This window comes from Herminiimonas glaciei (genome assembly GCF_042664955.1).
Lineage (GTDB): Bacteria > Pseudomonadota > Gammaproteobacteria > Burkholderiales > Burkholderiaceae_D > Oxalicibacterium > Oxalicibacterium glaciei.
Genome location: NZ_JBHTBU010000001.1, coordinates 848839 through 862994, shown reverse-complemented (window position 1 = coordinate 862994; position 14156 = coordinate 848839). Strand labels below are relative to the sequence as shown.

Sequence of the window (14156 nt, the reverse complement as noted above, 5' to 3'; positions counted from 1 at the left end):
TTCTTCGATCAGACTTGGGTTGCCGGGGGTAGCCCGGCATACTGCGCCAATTCGAAGAAAGTACAGAATCTCAACCCAGAACATAAACCAAACAAGCAATAAAAAAGCCGCTAAAAGCGGCTTTTTTTAAAACACCCAAGCTATCACTTACTCTCCACAATCCGCAAAGAATAATCAGTAGCCCGTATATCCTTGGTCAAAGCGCCAATCGAAATACGATCGACACCAGTCTCGGCAATCGCCCTCAAGGTCTCACGGTTGATCCCACCCGAGGCTTCCAGTAAAGCACGTCCCGCCGTCAATGCAACCGCTGCACGCATATCCGCCAGCGAAAAGTTATCCAGCAACACCGATTCCGCACCAGCATCCAGCGCATCCTTCAGCTCCGCCAGGTTCTCCACCTCGATCTGTATCGTCACGCCTGCCTTCAGCGCCAATGCCGCTTCCATCGCTGCACGTACGCCACCGGCAGCGGCAATATGGTTTTCCTTGATCAGGATGCCGTCATACAGCGCCAGGCGCTGGTTTTTGCCACCGCCGACACGTACCGCATACTTCTGCGCCAGACGCAGCCCTGGCAGCGTTTTACGCGTATCCAGGATGGCCGCCTTGGTACCGGCCACGATGCCGCTGTATTCACGTGTCGCGCTGGCAACACCTGATAACAACTGCAGGAAGTTCAGCGCCGAGCGTTCTGCGGTCAACAAGGCGCGCGCCGGTGCTTCAATCGAGCAGACTTCACTGTCAGCTGTCATCACATCGCCTTCGGCGTAATGCCAGGTGATCTTGATGCGTGCATCGAGGCGCTTCATCACGCATTCAAACCATGGCGCGCCGCACAGCACTGCCGCTTCACGCACGATCACGTGTGCATGGACGATTTCCTGCTCCGGTACCAGCTTGCCGGTGACGTCACCGGTGCCGACATCTTCCGCCAGCGCTGCTTCGATATTGCGCTCAAACGCCGCAGCCAGTGCAGCATCGAAAGGAGCAAAGGGATTGCGCAACAAACTCATGCCGGTCCTATTCCTGAAAACAGTTTTTGTTCTTTCGCCAGATCACTGGATGGACGCACATTGGTTTTTTCTGCCGCCGCGAAGTCCAGCATGCGATCGATACAGACCGTCGCCTTGCGACCGATTTCCGGATCAACATGGATTTCATTGCGACCGGATTCCAATACATCGGCCAGGTTCTGCAAACCATTCATCGCCATCCATGGGCAATGCGCACAGCTCTTGCAGGTGGCGCTGTTACCGGCGGTAGGCGCATCGATGAAGATCTTGCCGGGTGCCGCCGCTTTCATCTTGTGCAGGATGCCGTTGTCGGTCGCAACGATGAATTCCGGCGCATCCATGGTTTGCGCTGCATGTATCAGTTGCGACGTCGAACCAATGGCATCGGCCAGGGCCACGACCGAAGCCGGCGACTCCGGATGCACCAGCACTTTCGCCAGCGGATGTTCTTTCTTCAGCAATTCCAGTTCTATCGACTTGAACTCATCGTGTACCAGGCAGGAACCTTGCCACAGCAACATGTCGGCACCGGTTTGCTTCTGGATGTAACCACCGAGATGCTTGTCCGGTGCCCACAGTATTTTTTTACCTTGCGCATGCAGATGTGCAACGATCTTCAGGCCGATCGACGAAGTCACCATCCAGTCGGCACGTGCCTTGACTGCGGCACTGGTGTTTGCATACACCACCACTACGCGATCCGGATGTGCATCGCAGAATGCGGAAAACTCATCGGTCGGGCAACCGAGGTCGAGCGAACAAGTCGCGTCCAGGTCCGGCATCAGGATGGTTTTTTCCGGGCTCAGGATCTTGGCGGTTTCGCCCATGAATTTCACGCCGGCGACCACCAAAGTCTTGGCCGGATGGTCACGCCCAAAACGCGCCATTTCCAGCGAATCGGAAACGCAGCCACCGGTTTCTTCGGCCAGGTCCTGCAAGTCCGAATCGACGTAGTAATGCGCGACCAGGACGGCTTCGCGCTCTTTCAACAAACGCTTGATACGTTCCTTGAGTGCAATTTTTTCTTCCGGCGATGGTACGGCCGGTGTACGCGCCCATGCTTGTGCAGTGCAGCTGGTGCCGCTCTGCATGGCAGGACGTTCGAATTCAACGGTTTTGATTGGCTGGATTTGCATGGCTGGTCGAATACTTGAATGCGATGGTTTATCTGTTGCTGCCGCTACCGGAGGGTATAAGCGGACCTCTTGCCTGGCCACATCCCTGCTATACAGGAACGGCCTCGTGGTCGAATTGTAGCGCCATTTACAACTGAGCGTTGTAGCCCGAATGCAATGACGCGCATATAAGCGCATGTAAAAAAGCGCGACGGGGAACAGATCCACGCCGCGCTTTTTCAAGCTGCAGTCTTATTCGATGCCTTGGCTGGTCAAATATTCTTCGTAGGTACCCTGGAAGTCGATGATTTCACCGTCTTTTACTTCCAGCACGCGGGTAGCCAGCGACGATACGAATTCGCGATCATGCGAAACGAAGATCAAGGTGCCGGCATATTTTTCCAGCGCAATGTTCAGCGATTCGATGGACTCCATATCCATGTGATTGGTTGGTTCATCCATCAGCAAGACGTTGTGGCGACCCAGCATCAGTTTGCCGTAAGTCATGCGGCCTTTTTCACCACCGGACAAAACCTTGACCGATTTTTTGACGTCATCACCACCGAACAGCAAACGGCCAAGGATGGAACGCACCGCTTGATCGTCGTCGCCTTCCTGCGTCCATTGGCCCATCCAGTCGGTCAGGTTCTTGTCGCTGGCGAAGTCTTCGGTCGGGTCTTGCGGCATGTAGCCGACGTTGGCGTTCTCCGCCCATTTGACACGTCCCTGGTCCGCCGACAAGCCGGTAATGTCTTCACCACCGATACTGCGCAGCAAAGTGGTTTTACCAGCGCCGTTGGCACCGATGATCGCAATACGTTCGCCCGCTTCAACCATGATGCTGAAGTTCTTGAACAATTGGCGATCGAATGCCTTGCTGATTGTCTCTGCTTCCACCGCCAGGCGATGCAGCTTTTTCTCGCCGTCGAAACGCACGAAAGGATAAGCGCGTGACGATGGTTTGATATCGTCGACCTTGATTTTTTCGATTTGCTTGGCGCGCGATGTTGCCTGGCGCGCTTTCGATTTATTCGCTGCGAAACGGCGGACAAATTCCTGCAACTCGGCAACCTTGTCTTTCGCTTTCGCGTTGTTCGCCAATTGCTGGTTACGTGCCTGCGTCGATGCAAACATGTAGTCGTCGTAATTGCCCGGGTAAATTTTCAGCGTACCGTAATCCATATCGGCCACGTGCGTACAGACCTGGTTCAGGAAGTGACGATCATGGGAAATGATGATCATGGTGGAATTGCGCTCGTTGAGTACGTCTTCCAGCCAGCGTATCGTGTTGATATCCAGGTTATTGGTCGGTTCGTCGAGCAAGAGGATGTCAGGATTCGAGAACAGTGCCTGCGCCAACAATACGCGCAGCTTCCAGCCCGGCGATACATTGCTCATCGGACCCTGGTGCAAATCAATCGCCACGCCGGCACCCAGCAGCAACTCGCCCGCACGCGATTCTGCAGTGTAGCCATCGTATTCAGCGAATTTCGCTTCGAGGTCGGCTGCCTTCATGTAGTCGTCGTCGGTCGCATCCGGGTTCGCGTAAATCGCATCACGTTCTGCCATCGCCGCCCACATTTCGGTGTGGCCCATCATCACGACGTCGAGTACGCGCATTTCTTCAAACGCGAACTGATCCTGGCGCAACTTACCCAGGCGCTCATTCGGATCGAGCATGACGGTACCGGCCGACGGGTCGAGGTCGCCGCCGAGGATTTTCATGAAAGTGGATTTGCCGCAGCCGTTGGCGCCGATCAGGCCGTAACGGTTGCCATCGCCAAACTTGACGGAAATGTTTTCAAACAGCGGCTTGGGGCCGAACTGCATCGTGATATTAGCTGTAGATAACACTGATAAAGCCTTTGCGGATATGAATTCGAATAACCTTCTATTCTATCATCTCAGAGGGGTGAACGGCCCTGAACGGCGGATTGCCAAGGCCGGCGTACCTTGCCAGCCGTGCCCCGGGGCCGGATTTCATTGCTTTTTATTTAAGAAATTGAACCGGATGATCAATTTGAAGTGGCTCATGTAGCGAGGAAAGGATAGCCCTGCATGGTCAGGCTGAAACCGTCCGCCTGCGAATTCAGCGTGGCTTGCGCGCCTGCCACCAGCGTAGCCTTGTCACGACCATGGCCGAATGGCAAACCGGTCAGTACCGGCACCGGCAGATGGGAACGCAGGTAGGCGACCATTTGCTCGAAGTCGTAGCCATTATCATAATCCGTCAGGCGATACGCGGAAAAATCACCTAGCAACAGCGCTTTTTGCCGGTCCAGCACACCCGCATGCAATAACTGCAAGACCATGCGCTCAACCCGGTACGGGTGTTCGTTGACGTCTTCGACAAACAGGATGCCGCCCGGCACTTGCGGCAAATAAGGTGATCCGACCAGATGCGCCAGCATTGCAAGGTTACCGCCCCATAGTGTGCCGCTGACATCGAGCTGCGGATTATCCTTCGCTTGTACCGTCAGCGTGTGCTCCGGTTGCGTAATGCAACGCCAGAAGTTGTTCAGCGTGTAGGCACTCAATTCATCGCGCACAAAGTCATCGCACAGCATCGGCCCGGTAAAACTGCTGGCGCCGGCCTGCGCCAGCAAACCCATTTGCAAGGCAGTGAAATCGCTGTGTCCGACAAACAGCTTTTTGCTCGCGGCCAGCAATTTGAAATCCAGTTCAGGCAACAAACGGGTCAAGCCATAACCGCCACGCAGCGCCATGACGATATCGACTTCAGGATCCTGTGCCGCCGCATACAGTTGTGCGATGCGTTCGTCATCGGTAGCACCGAAGCGCTGGAATTTTCTGGCGGCATCACTGAAGTTTTTGACGGTACAACCCTGCGCCTGCAAATTTGCGATGCCCCGCTCCACCGCTTCAGCATCCACTGCGTAACCACTGGCGGCCACCAGGCCTATCACTATCGGCTTGCGCTCGACACGCTCAGCATTCAGCAGGCGCACGGTTTGATTCAATTCTGCATTCATATTTTATTCGGTAGGACCATAGAGCTTGGCGGCGGCATGACAATGCTCGCCTATCAGTTGCGATAAATGATCGTTCAAGCCATCCGGCAAATCGTGGCCCATGCCGTCGATTTCCTGCAGCACGGCATTCGGTATCAGTTCTGCGGTTTCACGACCGCAAGCGACCGGCAATAAAGGATCATCGGAACCGTGGATGACCAGCGTCGGTACCTGTACTGTTTTCAGCAAATCGACGCGATCGCCGGAAGCACCGATTGCCAGCAATTGCCGCGTCGTTGCAATCGGTTCCAGGCTGCGCTGCACGCTTTGCGTAATACGCTCCTGCAAGACTTCATGCGCGACCGGATAAGCGGGACTGCCGATCACTTCCATGGTCCGGACGAAATGATCGATCACAGCTTGCTGGTCGCTGGGATCTGGCGGCCGGCTAAATAAAACCTTGCGCGCCGCCCTGGTCGGACCCGGCAAACCGCGCCGGCCGCTGGTAGACATGATGGAAGTCAGGCTGAGTGTGTGTTCCGGATACTTGCCTGCAATGATTTGCGCAATCATGCCGCCCATCGAAGCGCCGACGATATGGGCGCGCTCTATCTCCAGCGCATCCAGCAAGGCCACCGCATCGGCCGCCATATCATCCAGTGTATAGCCGGCGGTAAGCGGAATGCGGAAGGACATTTTGATCAGGGACAGCAGCGTATTCGGCTTGCCCAAATGATGGAATTTGCTGGATAAGCCACTATCGCGGTTATCGAAACGAATGACGTAAAACCCCTGGCGTACCAGGCCATCGCAAAAAGCTGCAGGCCATGAGATAAGCTGCATGCCCAAACCCATGATTAGGAGGATGGGCGGGTCAGCTGGATTACCCTGGGTTTCATATGCAATGTCTACATTATTTACATGGATAGTCGGCAAGGCGAAACTTTCTAAGGATTACAGATGCGACAGAAGTGATTAGCGATGCGCTAGCTACGTTGCGGATCACGATAAATCATTTTTTTAACACCTTGATGACCACGGTGATCGAAGCGCTGCCATTGACCTTCCGGCTGTGCCAGGCGATCCGCCAACGCGTATAGCACTGTCGGATTGGCAACCATGCCGGTATGGCTGCCATGCACTTCGATATTTTCCGATTGGTCGGTTTCCTGCTCTACGCAGCATTGCCATGACACAATACCATCGGTGCGACTGAAAATCGAGGTGGTCGGTACCGGCGGCGTTTTCTTCAGTTCGGCAATCTGCACTTCATCAATCGCCGGTTTGCCGCTGACCATCTGGTACAAACGCCAGGCATTGGTCGCCGTCGGATGACCGGTGAATGGCGAACCCAATGTAATCACGCAACGCACATGCTCAGGCAGCGCTTTCGCAATCTCGCGCGCATAGATGCCACCCAGGCTCCAGCCTATCAGGCTGACCTTTTGTCCATGTTTTTCACTCAACTCCCTGACGCGGGCAATGCAACGTTCAAGCAAACCTGCACGCGGACCGAGGTTCAATCCCTGTTTCCACGCATATGCTTCATAACCGCAATTACGCAGATACCTGCGCAGGAAAAAGGTCAATGCATCGCCGGCCAGCAAGCCAGGCAAGACCATGACCGGATGACCGTCACCGGCCGGAACGTCCTTGAGCATGGGCGCGGCCAGTAAAGCGGCCCCCAGCTCCCATGGTGCACGCCCTTCCAGCGCCAGTAACAACATGCTGGGAGGTTTGAGTGCGCCCTCTTCATTACTTGCCGCCGTGAAACGATTTGTATCCATCGTGCGCGCTCCAAATCAAGGAATTAAGGATTGGAGTACGCACCGCGCCTGTGGTTCAACCCCGGGCCAAAACAGCTTGGGCAGCCCTATTTGTCCTTAGGACACAAGGTGCGCAGTACTTGCGCCAGCTTCCTGATGGCGATTTCCAGCTCATGCGGGGCATGCGCGGCAAAGCCCACGAGTAAACCAGTCTTGTGTCGTTTGGATGCATGCAGCCCGGTCAAACCCAGCACGTCGATGCCAGCCTTGCGTGCGGCTTCCACCGCAGCGTGCTCGGGAATGTCGCGGATGAATACGCATGGCATCTGCATGCCGCCGGTCGGTACCCGCGCTTCCACGAAGTCGGACAAGTGTAGTTGCACCAGACGCACCAGCACATCGCGCCGCTCGGCATAGACAGCGCGCATGGTGCGGATATGGGCACCGAAATGCCCGCCTTCGATGAAACGCGCCAGCGTGAGTTGCGGTATCGGCGCACTGTGTCCATCCAGCAAAGTACGTGCCACGGTCATCGGCGCGACCAGTTGTGACGGCAGCACCATATAGCCTATACGCAAACCGGGGAACAGGGATTTGGTGAAGGTGCCTATGTAAATCGTCCGCTCATATTGATCCAGTCCCTGCACGCAGGCGGTAGGCTTGCCTTCATAATGAAACTCGCTGTCGTAGTCATCTTCGATGATCCAGCCCTGCTGTTGCCGCGCCCATTCGATGACGGCCAGCCGTCTGTCCAGCGCCAGCGTGGCGCCGGTAGGAAACTGATGCGAAGGTGTCAGGAACACGGCCCGCGGGACCTGGTCCGTCGTCTGTGCCAATTCCAGCATGCGCTCCACCCGCAAGCCATCTGCATCCAGTGGCACAGGCACACACTCCAGTCCCGCCGCATCAAAAGCCTTGCGCGCTCCGTGGTAGACCGGGTCTTCGATGAAAATACGCTCACCTGCATCCAGCAACACCGTCGCACACAAGGTCAGCGCTTGCTGCGAACTGGTCAACACCAGCACACGCTCGGGCGTGGCACGTGCACCGCGTTCAAGATTGACGTAGTCGGCGATGGCACGTCGCAACTGCTCCATGCCCTGCGGCGGACTGTGCAGCAAGGCTTGCGTGCCGTATTCCTTCAACACCTGCCGCTGCAAACGTTCCCAGGTCTGGAGCGGAAAGCTGCGGGTTTCCGGCACACCCGGGGCAAACGGCCGTGGCGTAAAGAAATCACGCACACCACCACCCTGAAACATCGCCTTGCCGCGCTGGCTGATACGCGTCGTAGTCCCACGCTCCACTACCGTGCGCCTGGGCCTGCCCCGCCCCGGCAAACGTTGCATGCGTTCGGACACATAGCTGCCACTACCGACACGTCGTTCTATGAAACCTTCCGCATGCAGCTGGCCGTAGGCGGACTCAACTGTATCCCGCGATACGCCCAATGACTGTGCCAGCGCACGCGATGCAGGCAATGGCCGACCCACATCAAGCGCACCGTCCAGTATCAGCTGGCGTATCGCGCGTTGCACCCGCGCGTGCAGTGGCAAGCCTTCATGCGCAGGGTCAATCAGCCAGGTTTTGACTGATTCAAGTTGGGCGTGCTTAAACAATTGGTCTGCACCTCATTGCAAAAATGGCGGGGAATATACGGCCATTTTAAAGCTATAACTACAGTCCTTCATCCATATCTCAGAAATCAGCATCAGCCATGTCATCCATCCCTACCCGCTCATCCTTAAGCTGGAACGATCTCAGCCATCCTATCGTCGCCGGACTGATATCCGTCATCGTCAATTACGGCGGCACTTTCATTCTGGTATTTCAGGCAGCCAAAGCGGCTCATCTCAGCCCGGAGCTGACGGCTTCATGGGTATGGTCGATTTCGATAGGTGTGGGTGTGACCGGACTCATCCTCAGTTGGATGTCACGCGAACCCATTATTACCGCCTGGTCTACCCCGGCAGCAGCCTTCCTGGTCACCGCCCTGGCGACCACGCCCTATGCCGAAGCCGTCGGTGCCTACATGGTTTCGGCGGCGGCATTCGTGTTGCTGGGATTGTCGGGCTGGTTCGAGCGCGTCATCCGCCTGATACCTCCCGGTGTGGCTGCCGGACTGCTGGCCGGCATCCTCTTGCAATTCGGCATTGGCGCTTTCGGTGGCATGAGCCTGGATCCTTTGCTTACCGGCTTGCTGATCGCAGCCTATCTGGTGTTCAGGCGCTGTGCTGCACGCTATGCGGTGGTGGGCATCCTGCTGCTGGGACTGGCCTTCCTGCTGGCACAGGATCGCGTTGATTTGTCGGGGCTGAGCCTGAAACTGGCGGCACCTGTTTTCACCATGCCCATGTTCTCGCTCAACGCCTTGCTAAGCGTGGCGTTGCCACTGTTCCTGATCACGCTAACAGGTCAATACATGCCGGGCATGCTGGTGCTGCGCAACGATGGCTACCGGACCAGCGCCAATCCCATCGTGACGCTGACCGGGCTGGGCTCCCTGTTGATGGCACCGTTTGGTTCGCACGCTTTCAACATTGCGGCGATCACTGCCGCCATCTGCACTGGGCGCGAGGCGCACGAAGATCCGTCCCGGCGCTGGATAGCAGGCATCGCTGCAGGTGTGTGCTACATCTTTGTAGGCGTGTTTGGCGTGACGCTGGCGGCGGTCTTCATGGCATTCCCGGCCAGTTTCATCACCACACTGGCGGGTCTCGCACTGCTCGGCACCATAGGCGGCAGCCTGGCCAGCGCCATGGCCGACGCACGGACGCGTGAAGCTGCGCTGATCACCTTCCTCGCTGCCGCGGCCAACATCACCCTGCTCGGTATAGGTGGTGCGTTCTGGGGGCTGGTCATCGGCTTGCTGGCTTATGCAGTATTGAATGGCCGCATGCCGCAAAAGACATGGCGTTCCGCTTTTGCCGCCACACCTGTCAACAAGAGGAGAAAATAATGTCCGGGCCTGTCGACACCCTCACGCAGCATGGCCAGCATGGTCGTTATCCAGCCGCCACTACGGTCGAAGATTTTGCACGTAATCTGACAGCGGTACAGCTACGCATAGCGGCAGCCTGCCGCCGCGTCGGACGCGATCCGGCAGAAGTACGACTACTGCCAGTCAGCAAGACCAAACCCGAAGCCAGCCTGCGCCTGGCCTACGCTGCCGGTTGCCGCACGCTGGGCGAGAACAAAGTGCAGGAGGCGCATCACAAATGGGAAGCGATGCAAGACCTGAGCGATCTGCATTGGTCAGTAATAGGCCATCTGCAAAGCAACAAGGCCAAACTCGTCGCACGCTTCGCTACCGAGTTCCAGGCACTGGATAGCCTGCGACTGGCTGAGGCGCTGGATAGGCGCCTGCAAATCGAAGGCCGCTCCTTGGATGTGTTCGTGCAGGTCAACACTTCCGGCGAAACCAGCAAGTACGGCCTGGCTCCGGCCGACGTCGCTGCTTTTGTGCAGGCATTGCCGAGCTACAGCGCATTACGCGTACGCGGCCTGATGACGCTGGCATTGTTCTCGATTGATGAGGAACGCGTACGCCAGTGCTTCTTCTTACTGCGCACGCTGCGTGAGCAACTGCGGCAAAGCGCACCCGCTGGCATCAGCCTGGATGAACTGTCGATGGGTATGTCTGGTGATTACGAGATTGCGATAGAGGAAGGCGCTACGGTAGTACGTGTCGGCCAGGCTATCTTTGGTGCGCGACCTATGCCGGATAGCTATTACTGGCCAGGCGAAATCAGTCTGCTTCGGAAGGAATAGACTTGGCTGCCTTGCGACGTTCGGCAAAGAATTCTTTCAGCAAGCTGCTGCATTCTTCGGCCAGCACGCCGCCAGTGAATTGGGTGTGATGATTGAGCTGGTTTTGCTCGAAGAGATTGACTACGGAACCGCAGGCTCCGGTTTTGGGATCGGGCGCACCGAATATCACGCGCGCCAGGCGAGCATGCATCATGGCACCGGAACACATTACGCACGGTTCCAGCGTGACGTAGAGTTCGCAACCCGGCAAACGATAGTTACCGAGAGCGGTAGCCGCCGCACGCAAAGCCATGATTTCAGCATGTGCGGTGGGATCGTGCTTGCCTATCGGCTGGTTATAACCAGTTGCGATGACGACGCCATCCTTGACCACGACAGCACCGACCGGGACTTCGCCCAGGGTCCATGCATGGCGCGCCTGCTCCAGCGCCTGTTGCATGAAGAGTGCATCTTGCATGGTCAGAGATCAGCCTTCAGCCGTGATTTCGGCCCAGCAATTCGGTGTTTCATGCAGCACCAGTTTGTGCAGGCGCAAGCCGGTACCGAAGCGATCCTGATACGCAGCATTCAGGATGTTGAATGCAGTTTGCGCCAGGTTTTCCACGGTAGGAATACGATCGATGATGACGGTCTTGTGGCCCGGTATGCTTTCAAGGAACTCCCTGACCTTCGCATCTTTTTCATACACCAGGAAAGCGTGGTCCCAGACATCGACCAGGTGCTCTTTCGCCAGCGCCTTGATGTCGGAAAAATCCATGATCATGCCGTTGTCGGAGCTACCCTCGACATCGATTACCTCACCCAGCAAGGTGATTTCCAGCGTATAGCGATGGCCATGCAAATTGCGGCATTGGCTTTTGTGGTCGGGAATGCGGTGGCCGGCATCGAATTCCAGCTTGCGGGTAATAGTCAACATAGGGAGTTACGGTATCTGTAAAAGTTTATGGGTCTGCAAACTCAGCTTCCACTTTGGATTACGTTTGCAGACGTCAATCGCAAGCCTGGTATTTTGTTCCGCCAGCGGGCCATCCATCGGCTGCACGAAAAAATGTTCGAAATCCAGTGCTTCATAGGCCGCCAGCGATTGTTCCACCTGCGGGATCACGACCTTTAGTTCGCTGCCTTTGCGCACCACCAGTTGCGAGCCCATTTTCGGGCTGACGCAGATCCAGTCGACACCTGTCGGCACCGGCAAGGTGCCATTGGTTTCGATGGCAATTTCAAAACCGACTGCATGCATCGCATCTATCAGTTCCGTATCCAGCTGCAGCAAAGGCTCACCACCGGTAAACACGACATACTTGCTCGCCGCATAAGACTCCGGCCACAAGGCATTAATCGTATTCGCCAGGGTCGGACCATCGACAAATTTGCCGCCGCCCTCGCCATTGGTACCGACAAAGTCGGTATCGCAAAACTGGCACACAGCAGTAGCGCGATCGCTTTCCCGTCCGGTCCACAAATTACAGCCGGAAAAGCGACAAAACACCGCAGGCCGTCCGGCGTGCGCGCCCTCGCCCTGCAGTGTATAGAAAATCTCTTTTACGCTATAAGTCACTTTGTGTGCCGATGTAATTAAATAAGCGCCCTATGGCCAGCATAGTTGCGTAAGGACTTGCTGCCACCGTCACGATGGCTGAACCAGACTATCCGGGCAGCTCAATTGGCTGCCAGATGTGGTTTTAATGGCATGGTCGAAGGCCGCTATTATAGACCAGCCGACCTTTTCACGCGTTGCGCCGGACAAATACCGAACTTAGTCTGCGCGTGATAAGGCGCCCTCGATCAGGTCCAGTTCGCGCAATAGATGCTGGTGCACCGAATCATCGAGCTTGTCATTGAGCCACATCTGGAACAATTCATCACGTTCCGCCCGTATCGCTTCCAGCCGCAGGCTGCGTTCCGCTTCGGCCTGTAACTGGATACGTGCCGCTTCATCGCCCTCGTTGCCGTAATCCAGCCGGCGCTGGTACAACTCGGTAATCCGTGCCGCCGCCTCCGAGTACGCATCGTTGGCGCTCATGGTTTGCGTCAATTGCTCGATACGGCGTATCGCCGCCTCCGCCGCTGCCGCACGCGCCTGCCCCTCACCGGCCCCGATCACCGGTTCCGGCGAAAACTCAAGGTCGCGCGTCAGCAAAGGCAAAGCGATACTGGCCGTCAGCAAGGACAGCAGGATCACGCCTTTGGCCAGGAAGATCAATAAATCACGGGCCGGGAATTCCGCACCATTCGGCAGCAAGAAGGGCAAAGTCAGGATACCGGCCAATGTAATCGCGCCACGCACACCGGCAAAAGCCGTCACCAGCAATAATTTGAACGGCGGTTTGACGATTTCCTCGTCTTCGTTGCGCTTACCCTTGAAAACGGTGAACTTCAGCGAACCCCAGACCCACAGGAAGCGCAGCACGGCCAATACCACGGTAATCGCCAATACATAAAAGGCCAGCCACCATGCGGTGCTCAAACCCATTTCCAGTGCGATACCCGGCAAACCCTCTACCGTGGCACGCAATTGCGCACCCAGGATCACAAAGATGACACCATTCAAAGCCATTTGTATCGTGTCCCACACCGCACGACGTTGCATGCGCGTCGCCGCCAGCCGGCGCCCTACCAGGTCGGCATAGTGCATAGTGATACCGGCGGCCGCTGCCGCCAGGATGCCGGAACTACCGATATGCTCGGCACCGAGATAGGCCGCAAACGGCACCAGCAAGCTGATCAGGATTTGCGTACCCGGGTCTTCACCAACCGCCGCCACCAGCCAGCGATTCAAAATGCCGATCAGCCACGCCACCGCAATACCGACCAGCAAGCCACCACCGGCTGCCTGCAAAAACTCCAGTGATGCATCCAGCAAGGAAAAGCTGCCGGTAATCACCGCCGCCACGGCAAAGCGGAAACACACCAGGCCGGATGCATCATTGAGCAGCGACTCGCCTTCGAGGATATGCATCAGGCGCGATGGAATCGGACTCTGCGAAGCAATCGCGGAAACCGCCACCGGATCGGTCGGCGACAGGATGGCCGCCAATGCAAAAGCCGCCGCCAGCGGAATTGCCGGAATCATCCAGTGTATGAAGTACCCCATACCGACCACGGTAAATAAAACCAGGCCGATCGCCAGCGTCACGATGGGACGCGCATCACGGAAGAAGGCGCTCTTGGGAATGCGCCAGCCGTCGAGGAATAGCAAAGGCGGAATGAAAAACAGGAAAAAGAATTCCGGATCCAGCGGCACGCTGATGCCGAAACCATAGGACAGCACGATGCCGGTGGCGATCTGTACGAGTGGTAAGGGAACTTTGATCGGCAGCAGGCGGGCTACGAAGGCACTCGCCACCACGGCAAGAAGCAAAATGAGGATGATCGTGACGGTGTGCATCTAACCCTGGTTTCAAGAATAGCCAATTGAGCTAAAACGCTGCTACGAATCAGCAACGCCGGAGAAAGGATGCATATCCGTGGCCGGACATGCAGGGTATCGATTTTACGCCGTCTGGCGGAAATGGACAT

Annotated in this window: 13 protein-coding genes; 2 read left to right on the top strand and 11 right to left on the bottom strand. The window is 56.6% G+C overall.

Annotation, left to right across the window (positions count from 1 at the left end; all coding sequences use genetic code 11):
* Window positions 1–143: 143 nt before the first annotated feature.
* From nadC to pdxR, 7 genes are all read right to left on the bottom strand, one after another.
* Entirely contained in the window at window positions 144–1016 is an 873-nt protein-coding gene (gene nadC, locus ACFQPC_RS03775) for a carboxylating nicotinate-nucleotide diphosphorylase (RefSeq protein ID WP_382270261.1), read from the bottom strand.
* Window positions 1013–2152: a quinolinate synthase NadA gene (nadA, locus tag ACFQPC_RS03770; RefSeq protein ID WP_382270260.1), complete on the bottom strand. Its 1140-nt coding sequence runs from the start codon at window positions 2150–2152 to the stop codon at window positions 1013–1015. Before nadA ends, nadC begins: the two co-directional genes overlap by 4 nt.
* A 231-nt stretch (window positions 2153–2383) precedes the next feature.
* On the bottom strand, window positions 2384–3985 hold the full coding sequence (locus ACFQPC_RS03765; protein WP_382270259.1) for an ABC-F family ATPase: 1602 nt from the start codon (window positions 3983–3985) through the stop codon (window positions 2384–2386).
* Window positions 3986–4161: 176 nt separating this feature from the next.
* On the bottom strand, window positions 4162–5124 hold the full coding sequence (gene ldcA, locus ACFQPC_RS03760) for a muramoyltetrapeptide carboxypeptidase (RefSeq protein WP_382270258.1): 963 nt from the start codon (window positions 5122–5124) through the stop codon (window positions 4162–4164).
* 3 nt (window positions 5125–5127) lie between these two features.
* Window positions 5128–6039: an alpha/beta fold hydrolase gene (locus ACFQPC_RS03755; RefSeq protein WP_382270257.1), complete on the bottom strand. Its 912-nt coding sequence runs from the start codon at window positions 6037–6039 to the stop codon at window positions 5128–5130.
* Between the two features lie 50 nt (window positions 6040–6089).
* Window positions 6090–6890 carry an esterase/lipase family protein gene (locus ACFQPC_RS03750; RefSeq protein ID WP_382270256.1) on the bottom strand — a complete coding sequence of 267 codons (801 nt, stop codon included), beginning with the start codon at window positions 6888–6890 and terminating at the stop codon, window positions 6090–6092.
* Between the two features lie 86 nt (window positions 6891–6976).
* Window positions 6977–8485, bottom strand: a complete 1509-nt coding sequence (pdxR, locus tag ACFQPC_RS03745) for a MocR-like pyridoxine biosynthesis transcription factor PdxR (protein ID WP_382270255.1) — start codon at window positions 8483–8485, stop codon at window positions 6977–6979.
* 98 nt (window positions 8486–8583) lie between these two features.
* On the opposite strand from pdxR, the gene ACFQPC_RS03740 reads away from it, so the two are divergent.
* Entirely contained in the window at window positions 8584–9825 is a 1242-nt protein-coding gene (locus tag ACFQPC_RS03740) for a benzoate/H(+) symporter BenE family transporter (RefSeq protein ID WP_382270254.1), read from the top strand.
* Window positions 9825–10637: a YggS family pyridoxal phosphate-dependent enzyme gene (locus ACFQPC_RS03735; RefSeq protein ID WP_382270253.1), complete on the top strand. Its 813-nt coding sequence runs from the start codon at window positions 9825–9827 to the stop codon at window positions 10635–10637. Before ACFQPC_RS03740 ends, ACFQPC_RS03735 begins: the two co-directional genes overlap by 1 nt.
* On the opposite strand, the gene tadA is transcribed toward ACFQPC_RS03735, so the two are convergent.
* From tadA to ACFQPC_RS03715, 4 genes are all read right to left on the bottom strand, one after another.
* Window positions 10615–11094, bottom strand: coding sequence for a tRNA adenosine(34) deaminase TadA (tadA, locus tag ACFQPC_RS03730; protein ID WP_382270252.1), 480 nt, complete (start codon window positions 11092–11094; stop codon window positions 10615–10617). The genes ACFQPC_RS03735 and tadA overlap by 23 nt on opposite strands.
* 9 nt (window positions 11095–11103) lie before the next feature.
* Window positions 11104–11553 (bottom strand): 6-carboxytetrahydropterin synthase QueD, encoded by a 450-nt coding sequence (gene queD / locus ACFQPC_RS03725; protein ID WP_012079862.1) that lies wholly within the window; start codon window positions 11551–11553, stop codon window positions 11104–11106.
* A gap of 6 nt (window positions 11554–11559) precedes the next feature.
* Complete coding sequence (gene queE / locus ACFQPC_RS03720; protein WP_382270251.1) at window positions 11560–12195, bottom strand: 7-carboxy-7-deazaguanine synthase; 636 nt, start codon at window positions 12193–12195, stop codon at window positions 11560–11562.
* Window positions 12196–12393: 198 nt separating this feature from the next.
* Window positions 12394–14025, bottom strand: coding sequence for a Na+/H+ antiporter (locus ACFQPC_RS03715; RefSeq protein ID WP_382270250.1), 1632 nt, complete (start codon window positions 14023–14025; stop codon window positions 12394–12396).
* Window positions 14026–14156 lie beyond the last annotated feature (131 nt).